This is a genomic window from Pseudoduganella sp. R-32 (assembly GCF_049913245.1).
Classification (GTDB): Bacteria; Pseudomonadota; Gammaproteobacteria; order Burkholderiales; family Burkholderiaceae_D; genus Rugamonas.
On record NZ_CP183987.1, the window covers coordinates 452,091 to 475,447 of the forward strand.

At 62.1% G+C, this 23,357-nt stretch carries 22 protein-coding genes; 13 read left to right on the forward strand and 9 right to left on the reverse strand.

Translation table 11 applies throughout. From position 1 onward, the window contains the following. The first annotated feature begins 63 nt into the window (after nucleotides 1–63). Together ACN9MU_RS02140 and ACN9MU_RS02145 are read left to right on the forward strand one after the other, a co-directional pair. Nucleotides 64–288, forward strand: coding sequence for a cysteine-rich CWC family protein (locus ACN9MU_RS02140; RefSeq protein ID WP_426167050.1), 225 nt, complete (start codon nucleotides 64–66; stop codon nucleotides 286–288). Continuing rightward, entirely contained in the window at nucleotides 272–535 is a 264-nt protein-coding gene (locus tag ACN9MU_RS02145) for a SemiSWEET transporter (RefSeq protein ID WP_426167052.1), read from the forward strand. The genes ACN9MU_RS02140 and ACN9MU_RS02145 overlap by 17 nt, the downstream gene beginning before the upstream one ends. On the opposite strand, the gene ACN9MU_RS02150 is transcribed toward ACN9MU_RS02145, so the two are convergent. Further along, nucleotides 477–1,445 (reverse strand): extracellular catalytic domain type 1 short-chain-length polyhydroxyalkanoate depolymerase, encoded by a 969-nt coding sequence (locus ACN9MU_RS02150; RefSeq protein WP_426344070.1) that lies wholly within the window; start codon nucleotides 1,443–1,445, stop codon nucleotides 477–479. The two genes, ACN9MU_RS02145 and ACN9MU_RS02150, sit on opposite strands and share 59 nt — an antisense overlap. 108 nt (nucleotides 1,446–1,553) lie before the next feature. Here ACN9MU_RS02150 and ACN9MU_RS02155 point away from each other — a divergent pair, with 108 nt between their 5' ends. The 11 genes from ACN9MU_RS02155 (at nucleotide 1,554) to ACN9MU_RS02205 (ending at nucleotide 16,077) form a co-directional block, all read left to right on the forward strand. Next, a complete protein-coding gene (locus ACN9MU_RS02155; protein ID WP_426344071.1) occupies nucleotides 1,554–1,778 on the forward strand; it encodes a DUF1289 domain-containing protein in 225 nt (74 codons plus the stop codon). 4 nt (nucleotides 1,779–1,782) lie between these two features. Continuing rightward, nucleotides 1,783–2,691 (forward strand): MBL fold metallo-hydrolase, encoded by a 909-nt coding sequence (locus ACN9MU_RS02160; RefSeq protein WP_426344072.1) that lies wholly within the window; start codon nucleotides 1,783–1,785, stop codon nucleotides 2,689–2,691. Between the two features lie 124 nt (nucleotides 2,692–2,815). Continuing rightward, the gene (locus ACN9MU_RS02165; RefSeq protein ID WP_426344073.1) at nucleotides 2,816–4,396 is read left to right on the forward strand and encodes a hypothetical protein; all 1,581 of its coding nucleotides are present in this window, start codon (nucleotides 2,816–2,818) and stop codon (nucleotides 4,394–4,396) included. Nucleotides 4,397–4,453: 57 nt separating this feature from the next. Beyond that, on the forward strand, nucleotides 4,454–6,049 hold the full coding sequence (locus ACN9MU_RS02170; RefSeq protein WP_426320231.1) for a DUF4139 domain-containing protein: 1,596 nt from the start codon (nucleotides 4,454–4,456) through the stop codon (nucleotides 6,047–6,049). Between the two features lie 10 nt (nucleotides 6,050–6,059). After that, nucleotides 6,060–7,019, forward strand: coding sequence for an NAD(P)H-dependent flavin oxidoreductase (locus ACN9MU_RS02175; RefSeq protein ID WP_426167062.1), 960 nt, complete (start codon nucleotides 6,060–6,062; stop codon nucleotides 7,017–7,019). A gap of 238 nt (nucleotides 7,020–7,257) precedes the next feature. Further along, complete coding sequence (locus tag ACN9MU_RS02180) at nucleotides 7,258–8,508, forward strand: ABC transporter substrate-binding protein (RefSeq protein ID WP_426320233.1); 1,251 nt, start codon at nucleotides 7,258–7,260, stop codon at nucleotides 8,506–8,508. A 90-nt stretch (nucleotides 8,509–8,598) separates the two neighbouring features. Then, a complete protein-coding gene (locus ACN9MU_RS02185; protein ID WP_426320235.1) occupies nucleotides 8,599–11,202 on the forward strand; it encodes a TonB-dependent receptor in 2,604 nt (867 codons plus the stop codon). 62 nt (nucleotides 11,203–11,264) lie between these two features. Continuing rightward, nucleotides 11,265–12,605, forward strand: coding sequence for a glucose/galactose MFS transporter (gene gluP, locus ACN9MU_RS02190; RefSeq protein ID WP_426320237.1), 1,341 nt, complete (start codon nucleotides 11,265–11,267; stop codon nucleotides 12,603–12,605). A gap of 32 nt (nucleotides 12,606–12,637) precedes the next feature. Beyond that, the gene (locus ACN9MU_RS02195; RefSeq protein WP_426320239.1) at nucleotides 12,638–13,966 is read left to right on the forward strand and encodes an ABC transporter substrate-binding protein; all 1,329 of its coding nucleotides are present in this window, start codon (nucleotides 12,638–12,640) and stop codon (nucleotides 13,964–13,966) included. Beyond that, on the forward strand, nucleotides 13,938–14,651 hold the full coding sequence (locus ACN9MU_RS02200) for a response regulator (RefSeq protein ID WP_426167072.1): 714 nt from the start codon (nucleotides 13,938–13,940) through the stop codon (nucleotides 14,649–14,651). The genes ACN9MU_RS02195 and ACN9MU_RS02200 overlap by 29 nt, the downstream gene beginning before the upstream one ends. Then, nucleotides 14,644–16,077 (forward strand): ATP-binding protein, encoded by a 1,434-nt coding sequence (locus tag ACN9MU_RS02205; protein ID WP_426167074.1) that lies wholly within the window; start codon nucleotides 14,644–14,646, stop codon nucleotides 16,075–16,077. The genes ACN9MU_RS02200 and ACN9MU_RS02205 overlap by 8 nt, the downstream gene beginning before the upstream one ends. 2 nt (nucleotides 16,078–16,079) lie before the next feature. On the opposite strand, the gene ACN9MU_RS02210 is transcribed toward ACN9MU_RS02205, so the two are convergent. The 8 genes from ACN9MU_RS02210 to ACN9MU_RS02245 form a co-directional block, all read right to left on the reverse strand. Further along, complete coding sequence (locus tag ACN9MU_RS02210; protein WP_426320241.1) at nucleotides 16,080–16,661, reverse strand: hypoxanthine-guanine phosphoribosyltransferase; 582 nt, start codon at nucleotides 16,659–16,661, stop codon at nucleotides 16,080–16,082. 95 nt (nucleotides 16,662–16,756) lie between these two features. Next, complete coding sequence (locus ACN9MU_RS02215; protein ID WP_426172095.1) at nucleotides 16,757–18,013, reverse strand: phenylacetate--CoA ligase family protein; 1,257 nt, start codon at nucleotides 18,011–18,013, stop codon at nucleotides 16,757–16,759. Continuing rightward, nucleotides 18,013–18,366 carry an MmcQ/YjbR family DNA-binding protein gene (locus tag ACN9MU_RS02220; RefSeq protein ID WP_426167078.1) on the reverse strand — a complete coding sequence of 118 codons (354 nt, stop codon included), beginning with the start codon at nucleotides 18,364–18,366 and terminating at the stop codon, nucleotides 18,013–18,015. The genes ACN9MU_RS02215 and ACN9MU_RS02220 overlap by 1 nt, the downstream gene beginning before the upstream one ends. 60 nt (nucleotides 18,367–18,426) lie before the next feature. Then, a complete protein-coding gene (locus ACN9MU_RS02225) occupies nucleotides 18,427–19,227 on the reverse strand; it encodes an ABC transporter ATP-binding protein (RefSeq protein ID WP_028103337.1) in 801 nt (266 codons plus the stop codon). Between the two features lie 7 nt (nucleotides 19,228–19,234). Further along, nucleotides 19,235–20,539 carry an ABC transporter substrate-binding protein gene (locus ACN9MU_RS02230; protein WP_426167080.1) on the reverse strand — a complete coding sequence of 435 codons (1,305 nt, stop codon included), beginning with the start codon at nucleotides 20,537–20,539 and terminating at the stop codon, nucleotides 19,235–19,237. A gap of 28 nt (nucleotides 20,540–20,567) precedes the next feature. Continuing rightward, a complete protein-coding gene (locus tag ACN9MU_RS02235; RefSeq protein ID WP_426344074.1) occupies nucleotides 20,568–21,626 on the reverse strand; it encodes a branched-chain amino acid ABC transporter permease in 1,059 nt (352 codons plus the stop codon). A 3-nt stretch (nucleotides 21,627–21,629) separates the two neighbouring features. Then, entirely contained in the window at nucleotides 21,630–22,526 is an 897-nt protein-coding gene (locus ACN9MU_RS02240) for a branched-chain amino acid ABC transporter permease (RefSeq protein ID WP_426337622.1), read from the reverse strand. A gap of 6 nt (nucleotides 22,527–22,532) precedes the next feature. Beyond that, entirely contained in the window at nucleotides 22,533–23,345 is an 813-nt protein-coding gene (locus tag ACN9MU_RS02245; protein ID WP_426167084.1) for an ABC transporter ATP-binding protein, read from the reverse strand. Nucleotides 23,346–23,357: the final 12 nt, after the last annotated feature.

Sequence of the window (23,357 nt, forward strand, 5' to 3'; positions counted from 1 at the left end):
TTGTAATTTACGGTTTGATCCGCTAGTCTGGCCATCTCCCTTACGCATGATTGCATTGATGATATGAGCACCTGTGAGCGTTGCGGCGTCGAGTTCCACTGCGCCATGGCCGATGCGCCAGCCGGGCAGAAGCCGACTGGCGCGCCGGGCGAGACGCCGTGCTGGTGCACTTTCCTGCCGCTTGCGATTCCGGTTCCCGGGGCCGATGCCGTCGGCTGCTGGTGTCCTGCCTGCCTGCGTGCCCATATCGCCTCCCTGGAAAACCGACCTGATGTTGCTTCAACCTGACCTGCTCGGCTTTATCGCAGCCTTCTGCACCACTTTCGCTTTTGTACCCCAAGTCCTGCTGGTTTGGCGCCAGCGTCATGCCGACGGCATCTCCACCGGCATGTACCTGATCTTCAGCTTTGGCGTGCTGCTCTGGCTGATTTATGGCCTGCAAACCAATGCCTGGCCAGTGATTATCGCCAACGGCATCACCCTGGTGCTGGCCCTGTGCGTGTTGGCGATGAAACTGCACTTTTCGCGGCGCTGAAGAAGCGCATCATCTCCCGGCTGGCATCCGGCCCGCGCGGGTCGGTGTAGCTGCCTTCCGCGCTACCGCCGGACCAGGCATGGCCGGCGCCGTGGATCACCCAGTGCTCTCCGAGAGGCGAGCCGTCTTCCAGCCAGTGCGCCTTCAGCGTGAAGGCGTGGCCGTCGGGTACCTGGCCTGCCAGCGTGGCCGGACTGGCCTGCTCGCCCAGCGGATGGCTGCGCAAGCCCTGCGCCAGCACTTCCTCGCCGTTCGCCGGGTGCACGGTGCGGTCCTGGTCCCCGTGGAACACGATCACCGGCTGGCCCGCCGTCAGGGCCGCCTGCGCGCGTGCGGCGCCGCGCCGCATGGCCAGCAAGGCTGATGGCAGGTCGCGCGCCGCGGCGAAGGGCAGGCCCGAATGCACGCCGACGGCGGCAAACAGGTCCGGGTACAGGGTGCCGGCGATGACGGCCATGGCGCCGCCAGCCGACAGCCCGGCGATGTAAACCTCGCTTTGCAGTACCGGATAGCGCGCCATGACGTCCCGCGTCATGGCGGCGATGATGGCTGGTTCGCCCTGGCCACGCTCCTGGTCTAGGGCGCTGAACCAGTTCCAACATCGGGTGTGATTGGCGTCCGGCGTTTGCGCCGGATAGAGCACCAGGCAGCCGCGCTCCTCGGCTACCGCATTCATTTGCGTGCCGGCGGCGAAATCGTCGGGATCCTGCAGGCAGCCGTGCAGCATCACCAGCAACGGCATGGGCTGGCCTTCGTAACAGGATGGGACGTAGAGCTTGTAACTGCGGTTGCCCGCGCGGCAATGGAAATCGCCGCCGAAGAACTGCGGCTGGCCGGGGGCGGTCCGGCCCAGGCGGTGGCGCGCGAGTTGGCCCAGGGCGCGGGAAAACCAATGGCGATCGAGCTTCATAAGCACCTCGGAGGCTGGTTGGTCAGGTTGTCTCCTCGCCACTCCTTTTTGTTCTGGTGCCCCATCAGTATAGGGCCATTCCAGGCACTTTTGCCGCACTGCGGTAAAATGTCGGCCATGAGTACTGAACTGCCGCCAGGCGCGCCGGAACTGGCCACGCCCGTGCCATCACCCTGCATCAGCCTGTGCAAGATGAACCAGAACACTGGTTTTTGCGAAGGTTGCCTGCGCACCATTGACGAGATCGTCGCCTGGTCGCGTGCCGACGACGCATACAAGCGCGCCGTGTGGGCTGAGCTGCGCCGCCGTGAGCAACTGATCGACTTTGACTGACGCAATGAAGCTACACCCATCCATCCACGTTTTCGAACGCGGCTGGCTCTCGTCCAATAATGTCCTGCTGTTGGGCCGCCACGACGCTGCCATGATCGACAGCGGCTATGTCGCGCACAAACAGCAGACGCTCGACCTGGTGCGGCACACCTTGCACGGCCGCCGCCTGGACCGGCTGTACACGACGCACCTGCATTCCGACCACTGCGGCGGCAATGCTGCGCTGCAGGCGCATTTCGGCTGCAACACCTATATCCCCGAGCCGGAAGCTGAAAAAGTACGTCACTGGGATGAAGACGCGCTCAGTTTCAAGGCAACCGGCCAGCAGTGCGAACGATTTTCCATCGACGGCGTGATTACCGCCGGCGAAACGCTGACGCTAGGCGACCTGGAATGGCAGGTGCTGGGTGCACCGGGACACCACGCCCACTCGGTGATCTTCTATTGCCCGTCCGAGAAGGTGCTGGTATCGGCCGACGCGCTGTGGCAAAACGGTTTCGGCGTGATCTTCCCCGAGCTCGAAGGCGAAGAAGGATTTGCGGAAGCCGCGGCCACGCTGGACGTGATCGCCGGACTGGATGTGAAAGCGGTTATCCCGGGCCACGGTGCGGTGTTCGAGGACGTGGAAGCCGCACTGGCGCGCGCCCGCCGCCGCCTGGACTTCCTGTCGGCCGACCCCAAGCGTAATGCAGAATACGCGGTCAAGGTTCTGCTCAAATTCCTGCTGCTGGAGCGCCAAAGCATGCCGGTGGCCGACGTGGTGCCGCTGTTCGCCTCGATCCCGTTGATGCAGGCGATCGCCAGCCGCCACCTTGGTATGAGCACCGAACAATTGGCCGCGTGGGCCGTCAAACAACTGGTGCGCGCCTGCAGCGCACGCGTCGAGAACGACATCCTCCTCAACGACGGCTGACTTCGTGTCACACCATGGGGTCACACCCCGAGAGTGACACGGACTCTGCTAAGCAATAGTCGCGTTCGTGTCACACTTAGGGTGTGACCCCAAGGTGTGACACGGGCTCGGCTATACTGGTTGCATGAGCGACCAATCCCCGCGTGTCCAGCATGTCAGGCAGGTTCTGTTATGGCCGTTGCGGCTGATGCCGCCAGATGGGGCCGAGCGCGCGCATGCGCGGCCCTGGGAATTTCTTGGGGCTGACTCGCCGTGGCGCGAGGTCACTTCGGCGCAGGACGCCAGCGCGGCCTTCCAGGAGCGCTACTACACAGAATTCGTCAGCTTCCTGCCCTATGTGCAGCGTTTCCTGTTTGGCGCTGGCCAGCGCCGCATCTTCCGCCGCAAGGATATCGCCAAGGTACGCGTGACCACGCAGGCCGGCGTCGAGCCTCGCGTGCTGGATGTGCACAATCTCTGCCTGCATTTTTTCTTCGACGTCGACATCGTGCTGCTGGTGATGGAGGTCGGCGCCAACGACCTGCCTTTCGACGATGCACAGGATTTGCTGTACCGCTTCGGCCGCGCCTACCCTGCCGGCTGGGATGACGCCGGTAACGCGCTGCATTGCATGCATGGCGTCGAATGGCTCGATGCCCACGGCCGCCTGCTGGTGCGATCCGATGCGCAGGAGCGGCAAGCCTTCATCGACCAGGTAGTGCGCCACCAGGCGCCGCGTATTGCTTCACACTGGCGCTACTTGCTGGAACCGATGGAGCCCGATGCGCCCGGAGCTACGGCGGCGTTGCGCTACCGCCAGGTGGAGTACTACCGCATGCCGATGATGGCCTACCTTGCCGTCGACCGGCCGAGCGAGCTTTCGCCGTCGGACTTTGCGGCCCTGGGCACGATGGCCGGTACTTCGTCCGCTCCTGCCGATGCTCAGCGCACGCAGTCGGACGGTGTCGACCGCCGCTTTTTCTATGACCGTTTCTGGTGCAATGGCGGCGCCGCGCCTTACACGCGGTATATCTGCAGCGGTTATGCCCTGGTCGTGGTGGGCGACGCGGCTTCGCAATTCTTCTGCTGCAAGGAGCGCGGCGTGCTGTCGCAGTTCCGGCACCAGCACTTCCTGCTGTTCATGATCGCCCACCTGCAGAAGGCATCCCTGCTGATGTTTTCCGACCGCCTGGCGGAGGCGCTGACGCAATTGCAGGTGACGGATGCCGACAGTGTGCGTTCTTTCAAGCGTCGCATCCGTTACGCCTTCGAGAGCTTCCTGCGATTCACGCACCGCTACTGGTTCACCGAAATCTCGGACCAGCAGCAGATCCGCGCGCTGTTCCGCATGTGCGGCCAGCACCTCGACATCGAGCGTGCTTACGTGGAAGTCAAAACCCGTGTGGCCGACATGAACGGCTACCTGGAAGCGGACAGCCTGCGGCGCCAGGCCAATACCGTTGTGCGCCTGACGGTCGTCACCATCTTCGGCATGATCGGCACCATCACTACCGGCTTCCTTGGCATGAATCTTCTGGCGGAAGCCGATGCGCCAATGTCGCGCCGCGTATGGATCTTCGGCTCGGTGTTCGTCATCACTACCGCGCTCACCGTGTACACGATGGCGAAGTCCAAGCGCCTGTCCGACTTCCTCGATGCGCTGTCCGACGAACGCCTGTCGGTGTGGACCAAGGTAAAGGCCTTGCTCGGGGTGTGGCGTTCTTAAATTGACAATATTTCATGCGCGCTGCAAGATCAGGTTTTATATCGCCTGTGAGCCTTCATGAAGCCAAGCCGTATCGCCACCGCTGTAGCCCTTTGTTTCTCCCTGTCGGGATTTGCCTGCGCCAGCGACGCGCCGATTACGCGCGTGACCCTGTATTCCGGGACCGCCACCGTGGAGCGCCAAGCCCAGGTTGCCCCTGGCATGAAGGAATTGGAGATCACCGGTTTGCCGGCCAATTTCGATGCGCACACGCTGCGCATCCAGGCTTCCCCGGGCGTGCAGGTCGGCCAGATCGTGACGCGCGACGTGGGACAGGCGGAAGCAGTCAGCCCGCGCGAAGCGGAGCTGGAAGCGAAATTGCAGGCGCTGGAAGACAGCCGTGACCTGCTGAACGTGGAGATTGAGTCGTCCGTGCTGGTGAAAAACTACCTGTCCAAGCTGAATGGTGGCGAGAATACCTCGACCCCGGTCGACGGCAAGTCTCTCGGTGCCGCGGTCGACACGATCAAGCGCGGCGGCCGTGAAGCCTTGGCGCAGATCCAGCGCAGCCAGATCCAGCTGCGCGAGATCGACAAGAAAATAAAGACGGTACAGCGCGAACTGGAGAAGGTGCGTAGCGGGGCGCGCGACCAGCGCAGCATTACCATTGCCGTCGCGGCGCAGCAAGCTGGCAGTGTCCAGCTTTCCTATCAGGTCAATCGTGCGGGCTGGAAGCCGGCTTACCGTGCCTCTCTGAACTCCACGACGTCCACCATCGAACTGGAACGCATGGCGGTAGTTGCGCAGAAGTCCGGCGAGGACTGGAGCAGCGTCGAAATGCGCCTGTCGACCGGCCAGCCGCGTCTTTCGCCGCAGGCGCCCGAGCCTGTGCCGCAGCGCCTGACCTACTATCCGCCAAGGCCGCCGCAGCAGCACAACTATGGTGCTGCGCCGGAAGCTCCGATTGCAGCGGCCCCGGCTCCCGTGATGGTCACTGGCAGCCGCATAGCCCAGGATACTTTCATCCCACCTGTGCTGGAAACGCAGGGCACGTTCGATACGGAATTCGCTGTTCCCAACCGCGTCACCCTGGCATCCGACGGCCGCGAAATCACGCTGGCCCTGTCGACCCTGAAGGTCGCCGCCAAGCAGCGCGTGCGTGTGGTTCCCCGCCAGGAGAAATTCGCCGTGATAACGGCGGAAGCCGAGCGTCCTTCCGGCGTCTGGCTGAACGGGAATATCCAGTTATTCCGCGATGGCGGTTATGTCGGCGCTACCCATTGGAACACCCAAGCGTCGGACAAGCTGGCGCTGTCCTTCGGCCGCGATGACCTGGTGCGCGTCACGGTGGATCGCGCCGACCAGCAGTCGGGCAGCCGCGGATTCCTGTCGCAGCGCGGCGAACAGCAGGTGGCGGACGTGTTCACGATCAGCAGCTTCCACAAGACGCCGGTCGACTTGCTGGTGCTGGAATCGACGCCTGTCAGCGCGTCGGAAGAGATCAAGGTGAAACAGGTGTTCTCGCCGCAGCCTGGGATTGCGGCGTGGGAGCAGCGCCAGGGCGTGGTGGGTTGGGAAAAAACCATGGCGCCAAATGAGACCATGAAGATCAACGTCGGCTACAGCATCACGTATCCGAAAGAGGGTACAGTAGGCGGCATGCAAAATTTCTGAGGCCAACGCCATGACACTACCAGCCGCATTGCAGCACCTGGCCCTGCCAGTCATCGCTTCCCCCATGTTCATCGCCAGTGGCCCTGCGCTGGTGGCAGCCCAGTGCAAGGCGGGTATCGTCGGCTCCTTCCCTGCACTGAATGCGCGGCCGAAGGAATTGCTTGATACCTGGCTGACGGACCTGCAAAAGGAACTGGCCGACTACCAGGCCGCCAACCCCGGCGTGCGCGTGGGCCCGATCGCGGTCAACCAGATCGTCCACCATTCCAACGAACGCCTGGAGCACGATGTGGAAGTATGCGTGCGCCACAAGGTGCCGATCATCATTTCCTCGCTGCGCGCGCCGCCTGTGGAAATGTTGGATGCTATCCACAGCTACGGCGGCATCGTGCTGCATGACGTGATCAATATCCGCCACGCGCAGAAGGCCTTGGAGGCGGGTGTGGATGGCCTGATCCTGGTCGCCAGCGGCGCGGGCGGCCATGCCGGGACGCTGTCGCCGTTTGCGCTGGTGGGCGAAGTGCGGCGCTTCTTCGACGGTCCGCTGGCGCTGTCCGGATCGATCGCGACCGGCGACGCGGTGCTGGCCGCGCAGGCGATGGGGGCGGACTTCGCCTACGTCGGTTCGCGTTTCCTGGCCACGCAGGAGTCGAACGTTACCGAGGACTATCGCGAAGCCATTATCGAATCGTCGGCGGCGGACGTGGTTTACACCAACCTGTTCACAGGCGTGCATGGCAACTACCTGAAAAAGTCCATCGTTGCGGCGGGGCTTGATCCGGAAAACCTGCCGGAATCGGACAAGTCGAAAATGAGCTTCAACAGCGGCACAGCCAAGGCATGGCGCGATATCTGGGGCGCTGGCCAGGGTGTCGGCTTGATGCACGATGTGCCGACTACCGCCGAACTGGTGGAGCGAATGACGGCAGAATACAACGCTGCGCGCGCTCGCCTGCAACTCCGCACGTAATAAATGCGCGCGTTTCGTAATGTTTTGTAAGCGCCCATGACAAGGCGTGAACGCAATCACCGGGCTGCGGCCGCTGTTCTGTAAAGTTTTGTAAGCACTGCCGCAGTTCTTCTGCAAAATCCTCATAAAAATCAATGGTTTGTGAATGGCGTCCGTACGCGAGGGCGTCGCTGGTGTCACATTTTTCACGGTGTTAGCATGAATTTACTGATCGACAGCACCCCGTGGAGAAGCCGCCGTGCCAACCAGCCGTATCCTGCGAGCCGCACTAGTCCTGGCGCTGATTTGCACCAGCGCCGCACGCGCCGGCACCCTGGTACTGGAGAGCTGGCGGGTTGACGACAAGGCCCTGTGGGAAACCGTGCTGCTTCCCGCGTTCGAACGCAAGCACCCGGGTATTTCGGTAAAGTTCTCGCCCACCGCTCCCACCGAGTACGACACCAGCCTGGCCGCCCGCTTAGGCAACGGCACCGCAGGCGATATGCTGGCCTGCCGTCCCTTCGACACCTCGTTGCTGCTGTATCGCCGTGGCTATCTGGAAAAGCTGAACGGCAAGGCAGGGATGGAGAACTTCGCATCTGGTTCGCTGGTCGCCTGGCAGACGGACGATGGCAAGGATACTTTCTGTATGCCGGTCGCCTCCGTGATCCACGGCTTCCTGTACAACAAGAAGATCTTCAGGAAGCTGGGCCTGCAGCCGCCCGCGACGGAAGCGGAATTCTTCAACGTGCTGGATGCCGTTCGCAAGAGCCAGTACGCGCCGCTGGCGCTGGGCACAGCCGACGAATGGTTGTCCAGCCAGACCGTGTTCACCAATATCGGCCCGAATTACTGGGGCGGCGAGCAAGGCAGGCGTGCGCTGATCGCTGGCAAGGCCAAATTCACCGACGCGCCCTTCGTTGCGGCCTTCGAGTTCGAGGCGCGCCTGGCAGCCTACATGCCCAAATCGGCGCCGGTGCAGACTTACCGCGATGCCCAACTGCTGTTCGCCCAGGGCGGCGCCGCAATATATCCGGCCGGCTCGTGGGACATCTCCTATTTCAACCAGTTTCCCGACCTTGAGCTGGGCGTATTCGCGCCACCGGTGCAGCAGGCGGGCGACCGCTGCCAGATTTCCGACCACATGGACATCGGCATCGGCATCAATCGCAAGTCGCGCAACAAGGCTGACGCCTACAAGTTCCTGGCCTGGCTCGGCTCCCAGGAATTTGCGGACCTGTACACCAACCGCGTGATCGGCTTTTTCACGCTATCGAATCACCTGATCGCAGTCCGCGACCCGCTGGCCAAGCAGATGGCCGCCTGGCGCACGACATGCGATTCGAACTTCCGCCTGAACGCGCTGATCATGAACCGCGGCTTGCCGAATATGGAAAGCGAGCTTTGGTCGGTAAACGCGCAGGTCCTGAACGGAAAGCTGGGCGCGCGCGAAGCGGCGGCGCGCATCCAGAACGGTTTTGCGAAGTGGTATCTGCCACAGCAGGAATGATCACACTCCCCCAAGCAGTGTGTTGGCCCCGGCATGGGGAGTATGCCGGGGAATTTTTTGCAGCGCTTTAGAGACGATAAGGAAAAAGAAATGAACGGAGCACCGCTAGGAAGGAAGAAACTACCGCAGTTGATCGCGCTGATGTTCGGCACGCTGGCACTGCATAACGTGCAGGCACAGTCTGCGGAGGGCACCGACACCCTGCAGTCTGTGGAAGTTCGCGGCATTCGCGAAACGCTGAAGCGCAACCTGGCCGAGAAGCGCGATGCGCTGAATGTGGTGGATTCCGTCACGGCGGAGGACCTGGGCAAGTTCCCCGACAAAAACGTGGCCGACTCCCTGCAGCGTATCCCTGGCATCTCGGTCGACCGTACCTGGGGCGAAGGCCGCGATATCTTTGTGCGCGGTACCGACAAGAACCTGAACATGACGCAGTTGAACGGCCAATCGGTGGCATCGGCCTACTGGTGGAAAAACGATGCGCAAAGCCGCGGTTTCAACTACGACATCCTGCCGTCCGAACTGGTGGGCAGCCTCGATGTCTTCAAGAGCCCTTCGGCCGATCTTGATGAAGGCAGCATTGGCGGCCTGGTGATCGTCCGCACGCGCAAGCCGTTGCAATTCAAGAAGCCCTTCACCGCGCAAGCCTCGGCGGAAGCGACCTACAGTGAGCTGCCGAAGAAAACCGACCCGCAGTTTTCCGGCTTGGTGAACTGGGTTAACGAAGCCAAGACCTTCGGCGTGCTGGTTGCCCTGAGCCGCCAGGAGCGCACGATGCGCCGCGACGGCCTGGAAAACTTCACCGACGCGACCAAGTACAACATCGTCGACCAGAATGGCGTGGTTACCCCGAACGCATACGCCTCCTGGGGCGGCGGCACGCCGATCTTCCGCCAGGATCGCGAGCGCACCACCGGCAATATCACCCTGCAACTGCGCCCGACCCCGCAATCCGACATATCGCTGAATTACCTTAATTCCGATATGAAGATGGATAACAGCAACCAGAACTACCTGTGGCAGATCGGCGGCCTGGCTGACGCGAACAACAATATTCGTGTGGATAACCCGCGTTTTATCAACAACTCGGACGGCGGCAAGTCCGTGGTGGGAGGCACCGTGGGCCCGGTGAATGGCGTGTCGTTCGAGCCGATCTACCGCGAAGCTTATGTGAAGTCCAAGGTTCTGGACCTGGAAGGCAGCTACGACGGAGACAACTGGAGGCTCCATGCGCAGACCGGCACGACTTCCGGTTCCGGCGGCAGCAAGCATGACCGCAACTTCTGGTTCACCGGGAACACCCGCGCTACGATCAATATCGCGCCGGACACCTACGAGGTGAAATACCTCGACATGAGCCCACTCGACCCCACCAAGCTGACGCTGCAGAGCGCGCGCGACTGGATTCGCCGCATGGAGAGCAAGGAGAACTACGGTCAGGCCGACCTGACCTTCGACCTGGAAAATCCTTACATCAAGTCGGTGAAGGTAGGCCTGAAGTACCGCGACAACAAGGTGCAGAACCGCCGCACCATCGGTACCGTCGGCCCGGGCAGCGTGGGCTGGATTCCTTACACCCTGGCCGACCTCTCCACCGGCGCGTCGCCGATGATCAGCCAGGAGGCCGCAACGGCGGGCTCACTGACCCAGTTCGCCTGGGTGGACGATGCCCTGGCCGCAAGCAAAGGCTTCGCCATGTACGACAAAGGCATGGTCTACAAGGAGGCGAAGGGCGAGTACTACCGTATCCAGGAGAAGATTTCGGCCGCATACGTGCGCGCCGACTACGCCTTCGATAAATGGCGCGGCGACTTCGGCGTACGACTGGTGCGCACGAAACAGACCTCGGATGCCTACCAGGACCTGGACGGCACCGGCAACTATGTGCTGGGCAGCGTAGGCCGCAGCTACACTGACGCACTGCCGAACATCAACGTGGTGTACGACTTCCGCAAGGACCTGCTGCTACGCGCCGCCGCTTCGCGCGTGATGGCCCGCAACACCTTCAGCGACCTGAGTGCCAGCACGGAGGTCAGTGGCACCACCAATGCCGCCACCGCAGGCAATCCGCTGCTCAAGCCTTACCACGCCAACCAATTCGAGATTGGCGCGGAGTGGTATTTCGCCGATGCGTCGCTGCTGTCGGCAACCGCCTTCGCCAAGCAACTCGATACCTTCATTTACACCTCGACGGCGATGGAGAACGTGGCAGGCGTGCAGCGTCCGGTAACCCGCCCGCACAATGCCGACAATGGCGCAAAGGTCAACGGCCTGGAAATCCAGTGGCAGCAGGCGTTTGGCAGCAGCGGCTTCGGCACTGTGGTCAACTTCACCTACACCGACGCCAAGACCGGCGCGGTGGCGGGCGGGCGCAAGCTGAATGTCATCGGCAATTCGAAGAACCAGATGAATGCCAGCGTGTTCTACGAGAAGAACAGCTACAGCGTGCGCCTGTCGTACAACTACCGCTCCAAGTCCTACGGTGGCCTGGACCAAGGCGGCCAGGACGTGACCAGCGCCTACGGCCAATGGGATGCCACCGCCAACTGGGATATCACCCCTCAGTTGAGCATCTTCGCCAGCGCCGTGAATATCGGCAATGAGCTGATCCGCACCAACACCACCGACGGCTTGCCGGTCGGCGTGTACGAAAACGGCGCGCGCTATAGCGTCGGCCTGCGCGGCAAGTTCTGATCTGCCGCAACGCCCCCTCCTGCCCGGGAGGGGGCTTCTTCATCCTCGCCCTTCGGATTCACATGCACAAAGAACAGACCCTCGAGATGGCCGGCGCACAAGCCGTCCCTGGCGCCGGCAGCGTGGCGGTAGCCATGACTTTCATTGGCCTGATGTTTTTCATCCTTGGCTGCGCGACATGGCTGAACGGATCGCTGATCCCCTTTCTCAAGATCGCCTGCGACCTGAACAACTTCCAGTCGTTATGGGTCACGTTTGCGTTCTACATTGCCTACACCTTAATGGCGCTACCTTCTGCCGTGGTGTTGCGCCGTACTGGCTACCGCACCGGCATGTCGATCGGCCTCGCGGTCATGGCCTTCGGCGCGGTGTTGTTCATCCCGGCCGCGCGCGCGGCCTCTTATCCGCTGTTTCTGCTGGCGCTGTTTACCCTGGCCAGCGGCATGACACTGATGCAGACGGCGATCAACCCTTACATCGTCTGTATCGGCGCACGCGAGAGTGCTGCGACCCGCATCAGCATCATGGGCCTGTTCAACAAGACGGCGGGCGTGCTGGTACCGCTGGCATTCAGCGGAATGATGCTGTCCGACTTCGGCAGCTACTCGGACGCGACGCTGGCCGCCATGAGCGCGCCGGATGCGGCGCTGCTGCGCAGCCAGCTCGCGCAACGGCTGGTGCTGCCGTACGGCTTGATGGCTGTGGGTCTGCTGGCGATGGCTGTTATCGTGCGCCTTGCGCCACTGCGTGAAATTCCTGGGCAGCAGGCCAGTGGCGATGAAGGCACTTCCCGCTGGGGGGTGCTGCAGTTCCCGCAACTGGTTCTGGGTGCGCTGGCGCTGTTCGTCTATGTCGGTGTGGAAGTGATTGCGGGCGATACCATTGGCCTGTACGGACATAGCCTGCATGTGGAGAAATTCGGCATTCTCACTTCCTACACCATGGGCTTCATGGTGGCCGGCTATATCGTCGGCATTGTGGCGATTCCCCGCTGGCTGTCGCAGAAACAGGCGCTTTTGCTGTCCGCGGTGAGCGGGATCGCGTTTTCCTTCTGCGTTATCCAGGGTTCGGCCACTGGCAGCGGCTTGTCGCAAGCCTTGTTGGGCGTATTCGGTGTGCCGGCGGTACCGGACACGGTGATGTTCCTCGCCATGCTGGGCTTCGCCAACGCGCTGGTATGGCCGGCAATCTGGCCGCTGGCGCTGGAAGGCCTGGGGCGCTATACCGCCAGCGGCTCGGCCCTGCTGATCATGGGGATCGCGGGCGGCGCTCTGTTGCCGATGCTGTATGGGCACCTTTCCGACCTCTCAGGTTCGCAGGCTGCATACTGGCTGCTGCTGCCATGCTACGCCCTGATCCTGTTCTATGCCGTAAAAGGACACAAAATGACTTCATGGAGATAGAATTGCCGGATCGTTATCTGCTGGAGTAGTAGGTGCACAAGTCCCACCGGCGTTTGCAGATCGCGCGCCTGGCGCGCCTGCTATCACTTCCCCTGATGCTGATGTCATTGGCCGCCGAGGCGGCGGCGCCTTCCTTGCAGGTGCTGCATTGGTGGACTTCGGCCGGGGAGCGCCACGCCGCCAATGTATTGGCGGCGCGCCTGGGGGATGAAGGCGTCGCCTGGCAGGATGCGGCAATTCCCGGCGGCGCGGGCCTTGGGGCAGGCAAGGTCCTGCGCAGCAGGGTCCTGGCTGGCAATGCACCGGATGCGACGCAGATCATCGGCGTCTCGATCGGCGAGTGGGCGGAACTGGGCCTGCTGCTTGAGCTGGATAGCGTCGCCAACTCCGGCAACTGGAACAAGGCGCTTTTCCCCACTGTGCGCGAGCTGGTTCGTCATCGCGGCCATGTAGTCGCGGCGCCGCTCGGCATTCATCGCATCAATACACTTTTCTACAATCGCAGGCTGCTCGAGCGCCTCAACTTGGCGCCGCCAACGACCTGGCCTGAACTCGAGAAGGCGGTGCACCGGCTGCGTGCCGCCGGCATTGCCCCGCTGGTGCAGAGCAGCGAGCCGTGGCAGGTGGCGACCCTGTTCGAAAACCTGTTGCTATTGACCGGCGGTCCTGAGTATTACCGCGAACTGTTCGTGCGCCAAAGTCCGCAGGCGGCCGTCGACCCGCGCCTGGCGCAGTCTTTGCAGCGACTGCGCAGCATGAAGAGCTGGATGCTCAGTCCGGCCGAAGAGCAGCCGTGGACCGAGGCTGTCAAGCGTTTCTCGCGTGGCGAGGCAGCAATGTTCGTGATGGGTGACTGGGCCAAGGCCGAACTGACTGAGCTGGGCCAGGAGATCGACACCGATTTTTCCTGCATCCCGCTGCCCGGCACGGACAACTATCACCTCTACAGCGTGGACACGCTGGCCATGTTCGTCAACGATTACACCCATCAAGCGGCGCAGGAAAAGCTGGCGAAGGCCGTGATGTCGCCGCTCGCACAACAGCAATACAGCGCTGCCAAGGGTTCGGTGCCGGTACGGCGCGACGCCAACCCGGCTGCGATGGACAGCTGCGCGCGCGCGTCGTGGCGCAGTTTCGCGCGAGGCACGGCTGCACAGGCGCCAAGCCTGGTGCACCGCATGGCGGCCGACGAGGAAAGCCGCGACGCCATCATCGCCGAGGTACATCGCTTCTACATGGATGATGCCGTGGCGCCGGCGGAAACGCAGCGCCGTCTGGCCGGTCTCCTGCGGACTTTGAATTTCCGCTCCCACAAACAGCAAGGAAGCCAACATGCCACGCAAGATACTGATCGTCGATGACGACCAAAAAACCCGGCTGCTGCTCAAGACCTACCTGGAGAAAAACCAGTATGAGGTGATCCTTGCCCACAACGGCGAGAGCTTCCTGGCCGAACTGCATGCACACGCCGAGCAATTGTCGCTGGTGATCCTCGATGTGATGCTGCCCGATACCGATGGCTTCGCGCTGTGCCGCATCGTGCGCCAGCGGTCCAACCTGCCGATCATCATGCTGACCGCCAGTTCCGACGAAACCGACCGCGTGGTAGGACTCGAGCTCGGAGCCGACGATTACATCGCCAAGCCATACAGCCCGCGCGAGCTGCTGGCGCGCATCAAGGCGATCCTGCGCAGGGCTGGCGCCGACCCGGCGCCTACCGTGCGTGCATACCACTTCAACGGCTTTACGCTGGACCTGGCGGAACGCACGGTGGTCGATAGCCAAGGCGTGCCGCTGGCGCTGACGGGACTCGACTTCCAGCTCCTCAAGTATTTCGTAGAACACCCCGGCACGGTGCTGGACCGCAGCGTGCTGTGCGAGGAAACGCGCGGGCGAGATGCCGGGCCGCTCGATCGTTCGCTGGACGTGCAGATCAGCCGCCTGCGCCTGCGCCTCAACGACGATGGCAAGCAACCGATGCTGATCAAGACGGTGCGCGGCGCAGGCTACGTGTTTTCCGCCACGGTGGCCGTAACCCATGCGTAGGCTGTGGCCGCAGTCGCTGCTGGCGCGGCTGTCGCTGGTGATGGTGGCAGGCTTGTTGTTGACGCAAGTGGCAGTGAGCTCGCTGTGGACCATGCAGCTGCGCGACAAGACGCGAGCGGACGTGAAATCGGCCGCGCAATACCTGGGGCAGGGCGCGGCCAGCTCAATCCGCTTTTTCCGCAGCTTGCCGCCAAGCTACCGCAACCTGCTGATCCAGCAATTCCGCGAAATGGGCGGCACGCGCTTCTACGTCGCACTGAACCGCGACGAGGTCGAGGTGCAGCCCATCGCGCCGAATGCGTTGGCGCAGGCGGCGCTCAGCACGCTGGAAACCACGCTGCGCAAGGATCTGGCCGGGGAAAACCCCCTGCGGCTCGACTTCGCCTGGCCCGAGCAGTTGACCGTGTCGCCCGACGGCGTGCGCGTCGGCGAGCTGCCGGAAGCGTGGGTGCGCCACATCCTGCTGCTCAAGCCCGATCCCGCGCCAATCCTGGTCATCCAGACGGAGCTTGAGCCGGGCAACTGGCTGTACCTCGCCACGTTGATGCCCAATCCCTATTTCCTGAACAATAATGATCCCCTGTCCTTGGACAAGCTGGTAGTGCAGGGCGTGTCGCTCGCGGTGCTGCTGCTGCTGTCCTTCCTTGTCGTTCGCTCGATCACGCGCCCGCTGGCTGCGCTGTCCGATGCAGCCGAAGCATTCGGCAAGGACGAACATGCCCCAGCCCTGCCGGAATCCGGCAGCCGGGAATTCGTCAACACAGCGCGCGCTTTTGGCGCCATGCGCGAGCGCATTGCCAAATACATCAGGGACCGCGAACGCCTGTTCATCTCCATCTCGCACGACTTGCGCACGCCGATCACGCGCTTGAAGCTGCGCGCCGAGCTGCTCGACGACGATGCCCTGCGCAACGAATTCGAAGAAGACCTGGATGAACTGGACATGATGGTCAAAGGCGCGCTGCAATGCGTAAAAGACAGCGATATCCACGAAAACCCGACCGAAGTGAAGCTGGACCCCCTGATCCGCCGCCTGGTGCGCAGCGCGCAACTTGCCGGTCACGATGTGGCGTACGACGAGAGCGGCATCGTCGTGCGCGGCAAGCCGCTGGCGCTCAAACGCGCGATTGGCAACTTGCTCGATAACGCCTTGTTTTACGGCGAGCGCGCGCAAATCAGCGTGCGTTCATTGGAAAGCTGGACGGAAATTGCGGTGCGCGACCACGGTCCCGGCGTGCCGGAAGAAGCGATACCCAGCTTGCTGGAGCCTTATGTGCGCCTGTCCCACGGCCGCGAACGCAATGATACGGGCATGGGACTGGGCCTCGGCATCGCCAAGGGAATAGTGGATGGCCATGGCGGCCAGCTAGTGCTGGCCAATCACCCGGACGGCGGCCTGAATGCGGTCATCCGGCTGCCGGCCTGAATTCAGCCTTTGCTCAGGTCTGCCGGATTGAGCGCCCACAGCCCCGGCAAGTTGCGCCAGTAGCCATAGGCATCCATGCCGAAGCCGACCACGAAGCGGTTCGGGATCGTGATGCCGATCAGGTCGGCCTTCACCGGCTTGGACTTGCCGATATCCTTGTCGCAGAAGACGGCGATGATGACTTCCTTGGCGCCCATTTCCAGCAAGCGTTCCTTGACGTGCGCCAGGGTCTCGCCTTCGTCAAGGATATCGTCCAGCACGATCACCGTGCGGCCGGAGACGGTCGGGCGAGGGACCACTTTCCACACCACTTTGCCGCCCTGGTCCTCGTCGCCGTAACGGCTGACGTGGATGTAGTCGAATTCGAGCGGAAAAGTCAGCTGCGGCAGGATGTTGCCGGTGAAGACAACAGCACCGCCCATCACCCCCAGTACCAGGGGAAACTCCTGCTTGGACGGATCGCCGAAACGGTCGTTCAGCGAGTCAGCCATGCGGCTGACTGCCGCCTGAACCGATTCCTTGTCGAAGAGTTCTTCGGCGTTCTTGAGGAGGGCGCGTGCGCGGTCGTGGTGAAAGTCTTGCATGATGTTTCTGAGGCAGGTCAAGAATGGCTCAATTATCCCGCCATTCCGCCGCCTGCCCTAGGAACAGTTGGATTTACGCCACACGCTGCGGCATCTCAACTGTAATCTCGCACATCGTCGATGATCTTGCCGTCATTCGGCAAACTGCCGCGCGGCGCGAAGCGTACTTCGCCGCGCAGTTTGGTGATGTCGCGGATCGTGGCGACGATGTCGCTGGCCTGGGCCTCCAGCGCGGGATCGTCGGTCTCGCAATGCAGCGTCATGACTTCGTCGGCGATCTTTCCCGAAACGACCAGGCGTGCCTTTCCCATGCCGGGATGGCGGCGTGCGATCTCGTGCACTTGCGACGGGTGGACAAACATGGCGCGCACCTTGGTCGTCTGGTCGGCGCGGCCCAGCCAGCCTTTGATGCGGGTGTTGGTACGGCCGCAAGGCGATGGTGCGCTATCCACCAGCACGGCCGACAAGTCGCCGGTGGCGAAGCGGATCAGCGGGTAGTCGGGGTTGAACAAGGTGACGACCACCTCGCCTACTTCACCCGGCGCTACCGGCTCGCCGGAGCCCGGACGGACGATTTCCAGCAGCACATCCTCGTCCAGCACCATGCCAGGATTGAGCTTGCCGTTGCTGCGCGTTTCGTAAGCGATGCTGCCGATGTCGGCGGAGGCATAGGTGGAAATCACCTCGGGCACGCCATGTTCGGCGAACCACTGGCGCAGCGATTCAGGCAGTGCTTCCGCGCCCATCATCGCGCGCTTCACGCTGCTGATGTCGGCGCCCATTTCGGCGGCCTTCTCGATGATGATCTTCAGGAAGGAGGGGGTGCCGATATAGGTATCCGGCTGCAGTTCCGCCATGGCCTGGACCTGCAACTCAGTCTGGCCCGCGCCGGCGGGGATCACCGTGCAGCCGATGCGCGCGGCGCCGCCTTCCACCATGAAGGCGGCGGGGGTGAAATGATAGGAGAAGCAATTCTGCACCAGGCAGCCGGGACGCACGCCGGTGGCGAACATGGGACGCGAGAAGCGCCACCAGTCGATCGAGCGGCCTTCGGGATCGAAGATGGGGCCGGGGGACATGAAGATGCGTCCCAGCTTGCCGGCCGGGGTGCTGTTCAGGCCCCCGAAGGGGCGTTCCTGCGCCTGCAGCCCCTTGAGGTCGGACTTGCGCGTCACAGGCAGTTGCGCCAGCGCTTCGCGGCTGTTGATGCGCGACGCATCGACGCCGGAAAGGATGCGCGCCCAGCCAGGCGCCGACTGTGCTTGCGCTACCAGCAGCGGCAGGCGCTCCATCAAATCGCGTTCGCGCTCGGCGTGCGGGCGCGTCTCGAGGCTGTCCAGGGTTTCGGCCATCATGCCGCTCCTTCAATCTCGCGTTGCAGTTTCTTGGTCAATTTTGCGAATACCAGCTCGTGCGAGCGCTTGAGCAGCGCTTTCGCTTCCGCGTCCGGTAGCTTGGAAAGGTCCTGCACCATCACCCATTTGGCGCGCGCCAGGTATGGTGCAGGAATGATGCCTTCGCGGTCCGTCAGTTCCAGGAAGCGGTCTTCATCCACCTTGAAGCTGATTGCTTTCGCTTTGTCTTTTGCGTCCATTGCAGCAAACATCTTTTCGCCCACCGAGAACACCAGGTTGCATTCCCATTTGATGTCTTCGGTGGCGCCAGGCAGGGTGCGGCAGAACTCTTTTGCTTTGGTTATGTTCATTTTAGTCAGCGGTCGCCAGGTGCCAACACGCTACGCGTGTCAGCAGCTGGCACCCGTCAATTAGGCTAACCAGCGTTTGCGCCGGCGGTAAAATTTCATGTCGCGGAAGCTCTTGCGGCCGGCGCCGGACATGCCGAGGTAGAACTCCTTGACGTCTTCGTTGTTGGCCAGTTCGCTGGCCTCGCCTTCCATCACCACCCGGCCGTTCTCGAGGATGTAGCCAAAGTCGGCATAGCGCAGGGCCACATTGGTGTTCTGCTCCGCCAGCAGGAAGGACACATTCTCTTTCGCGTTCAGGTCTTTCACGATGCCGAAGATCTCTTCCACGATCTGCGGCGCGATGCCCATCGACGGTTCGTCCAGCAAAATCATGGAAGGCTTGGCCATCAGCGCGCGGCCAATGGCGCACATCTGCTGCTCGCCGCCGGAGGTATAGCCGGCCTGGCTGTTGCGGCGTTCGCGCAGGCGCGGGAAGTAGTGGTAGACCTTTTCCAGCGACTCCTTCATTTCGCCGCGCGATGCGCTGCGCGTATAAGCTCCCGTCAGCAAATTCTCCTCGATGGTCAGGTGGCCGAAGCAATGACGGCCTTCCATCACCTGCGACAGTCCGCGCTTGACCAGCTCATTGGGCGTGAGCTGGTCGATGCGTTCACCCTTGAATTGCACCTCGCCCTTGGTCACGTCGCCGCGCTCGCCGCGAAGCAGGGTCGAGATGGTCTTCAGCGTGGTGGACTTGCCGGCGCCGTTGGCGCCCAGCAGGGCAACGATCTTGCCCTGCGGGACCTGCAGCGACACGCCTTTCAGCACCAGGATCACGTGGTCGTAAATGACCTCGATGTTATTTACCGACAGGTAGCTCATAAGCCTCTCACTTCATGCAGGCAGGCGTGATTTTCTTTTCAGCGGCGTACTTGCCGGACGATTCGTCCACCAGTTTTCGCAGCAGGACTTTGTCGCCCACCACCCAGTTCGGCGTCACAGCCTTCCAGGCTTTTCCGTCCCATTGCTGGACCTTCACAGCACCCGAGCCCTCGTGGTCATCGCAGGAAGTCTTCACAGTCGGGAACATATTGAAGACGCCCAACGCCTTCTGGCGGGCTTCGTCGATGTTCAGGTTTTCGAAGCCCCAGCGCAGTTGTTCGCCAGTGACCGCCTTGCCCTTGCCGAACTTCTCCTGGGCCGCACGCATCGCTTCCACATACATCACGCCGGCCGTCAGGCCGCGCATGTGGTAAACCGAACCGATGCGGCCCTGGTCGGCCAGGTTGCCCTTGCCGCTGGCATAGACTTTCTTGCGCAGTTCATCCAGCAGAGGGTAGTTGCCGGGGGTGTTGAAGGTCATAGAGGTATAGCCCTTCGCCGCATCGCCCGATGGCACAGTATCTTCTTCAGAGCCGGCCCACCACACGCCCAGCATCTTCTCGCGCGGGAAACCGTTGCGTTGTGCGGTCTTGATGGCAACGGAATTCATCACACCCCAGCCCCACAGGATCACGTAATCCGGCTTGGCCTGGCGGATCTGCAGCCATTGCGACTGCTGCTCACTGCCTGGCGGCGCGACCGGAATCTTGATCAGTTCAAAGCCGTATTGTGCGGACATCGCTTCCAGCACCGGCAACGGTTCCTTGCCGAAGGCTGAGTCATGGTACAGGTGGACGATTTTCTTGCCTTTCAGCTTGTCCATGCCGCCGCTCTTGTCGCCCAGGTACTTCACCATGGCGGCAGCCTGGCTCCAGTAGTTGGAGATCAATGGGAAGACATACGGGAAGACCTTGCCGTTGGCCGCATCGGAGCGGCCATAGCCCAGGGTCGTCATCGGGATCTTGTCCTGCGGGATACGGTCCAGGATGCCGTAGGCAATGCCGGTGGATAGCGGTTCCACGACGGTGGCGCCGCCATTCTTGGTTTTCAGGCGCTCATAGCATTCCACCCCGCGCGAGGGGTTGTATTCGGTCTCGCATTCCTCCCAGCTGATTTTCACGCCGTTGACGCCGCCGTTGGCATTGACCAGGTTGAAGTAGTCGATGATGCCGCCATAAAAGCCGGAGCCGCCTGCCGCATAGGGACCGACGCGGTAGGAGGGCAGGGCGACGAATTGCTCGGCTGGTTGCGCCCATGCGCTGCTGGCGACGATGCTGCTTGCTACGGCAATGCCAAGTACGAACGATTTCATGTGTTGTCTCCAGTTTTATAGTTGCCGCTCAGTGCGGGAAAGGCCACAGGCGGAGTTTCTCTTTACCGATTTGCCACAAACGCGCCAGACCGTGGGGTTCCACGATCAGGAAGAAAATGATCAGGGCGCCGAACACCATCAATTCCAGGTTCGATGCCACGGTAGTAGGCAGCGCCAGGCCGTGCGCCACAATGTTCAGGAATACCGGCAGCAGGACGATGAAGGCGGAGCCAAGGAAGGATCCGAGCACGGAACCGACGCCGCCGATGATGATCATGAACAGGATGCGGAAGGACAGGTCCAGGTTGTAGGCTTCCGGCTCCACGGTTCCGAGGTAGGCAAACGCGTAAAGTGCGCCAGCGACGCCGCAGTAGAACGAGCTGACCGCGAATGCCAGAAGCTTGGTGCGCATCAGGCGAATGCCAATCACCTCTGCTGCCACGTCCATGTCGCGCACTGCCATCCAGGAGCGGCCTACGTTGGAGCGGATCATGTTCTTCGCCAGCAGGGCCATGATCGCCACCACCGCCAGCACAAGCAGGTACTTGCGTTCCGGTGTGTCGAACGCATAGCCGAAGATCTCCATTTTCTGAGCGGTGATCACGCCGGAGGAGCTGTAATTCGTCAGCCAGCCGATCTTGGTCAGGCACCACACCACGAAGAACTGTGTCGCCAGCGTGGAAGCAGCCAGGTAAAAGCCACGGATGCGCAGCGAAGGCAGGCCGAAGGCCATGCCGACCATTGCCGCACACAGGCCGCCCAGAACGAAGGCCAGCAGCACCGGGACGCCTGGAACGCGCAGCATGAAGTTATAGGCGGCGAACGCGCCCACGGCCATGAAAGCTGCAGTACCGAGCGAGAGCTGGCCTGCATAGCCAGTCAGGATGTTAAGCCCGAGCGCGGCCAGCGCGAATATCAGGAAGGGGATGAAAATGGCCGACAGCATGTAGGGTGACGACACCAGCGGCAGCACCAGCAGCGCCACGGCCAAGGTAGTGAACAGCGCGATACGGTCCTGGCGGATCGGCAGGATCTGGCCATCCGCTTCGTAGCTGGTCTTGAATTGTCCTGCTTCGCGGTAGAACATCGCTCAAATCCTCCGGATGATTTTTTCGCCGAACAGCCCTTCCGGGCGCACCAGCAGGAACAACAGGGCCAGCACATAGGGGAACCACCCTTCGATGCCGCCGCCAACGTGCGGGCCGATATACACTTCGGCCAGCTTTTCGGAAGCACCAATAATCAGGCCGCCGACGATTGCGCCTGGCACCGAGGTGAAGCCGCCCAGGATCAGCACCGGCAGCGCCTTCAGCGCGATGAAGGTCAGTGCGAACTGCACGCCATTGCGCGCGCCCCACAGCATCCCCGCGACCAGGGCAACCATGCCCGCTACCGCCCACAGGATGCCCCAGATGCGCTGCAGCGGGATGCCGACTGCCTGTGCGGCCTGGTGATCGTCGGCCACAGCGCGCAGCGCACGACCAACCTTGGTTTTGGCGAACATGAGCGCCAGCGCTGCAACCATCACACCGCAAATGGCGGCGGCGGTCAGGTCGAACTTGGAGACGATGATATTGAATTTCTCCATCAGGATTTCACTAGGCACGTCCTCGATCGGGATGTCCAGCTTGTGCACCTGGGAGCCCCAGATCAGTTGCGCCAGTCCTTCGATGAAGAAGGCCAGGCCGATGGTGGCCATGAACAGCGTAATCTCCGGCTGGTTCACCAGGGGCCGCAGAACCACTCTTTCAATCGCCAGGCCGAGGATGATCATCGCCAGCACAGTCGCGGGAATGGCGAGCCACAGCGACAGCCCGAACTTGTCCATGAAGCCGACGCAGGTCAGCGCCGCGAAGAACACCATGGCGCCCTGGGCAAAATTGAACACGCCGGAGGCTTTGTAGATCAGCACAAAGCCGATGGCTACCAGCGCGTACATGACGCCCGACAGCAGGCCGCCGATCAGCACTTCGGCAAAGAAGTTGATATCCATTTAGTGGGCCACTCCGAGGTAAGCATCGATCACGTCCTGGTTGGTGCGGACTTCGTCCGGCGTGCCATCGCCGATCTTCTTCCCGTAGTCCAGCACCACCACGCGGTCTGAGATATCCATCACCACGCCCATATCGTGTTCGATCAGCACGATAGTGGTGCCGAACTGCTCGTTCACGTCGAGGATGAAGCGGCACATGTCCTGCTTTTCTTCCACGTTCATGCCGGCCATCGGCTCGTCCAGGAGCAGGATCTGCGGCTCGGCGGCCAACGCCCGGCCCAGTTCAACGCGCTTCTGCAGGCCGTAGGGCAAGCGGCCCACCGGCGTCTTGCGGATATGCTGGATCTCGAGGAAGTCGATCACCTCCTCACATTTGCGGCGATGCTCGATCTCTTCGCGGCGCGCCGGCCCCCAATACAGGGCTTGCAGCAGGAAGTTCGACTTCATCTTCAGGTTGCGGCCGGTCATGATGTTGTCCAGCACAGTCATGCCCTTGAACAGCGCAATGTTCTGGAAGGTGCGCGCGATGCCCGACTTGGCGGCCGCGTAGCAATCCATATTCTTGCGATGCTGGCCGCGGTAGATGATCTCGCCTTGCTGCGGGCGGTACACGCCGTTGATCACGTTCAGCATCGAGCTTTTGCCCGCGCCGTTCGGGCCGATGATGGCGCGGATTTCATGCTCGCGCACATCGAAGGAGATATTGGTCAGCGCCTTCACCCCGCCGAACGACAGCGAGATATTGCGCAGGTCCAGGATCACGTCGCCGATCTTGCGGCCAGCCGTGATGGCTTCCGGTTCGTTCATTTGCATGGTGGCTTCCCC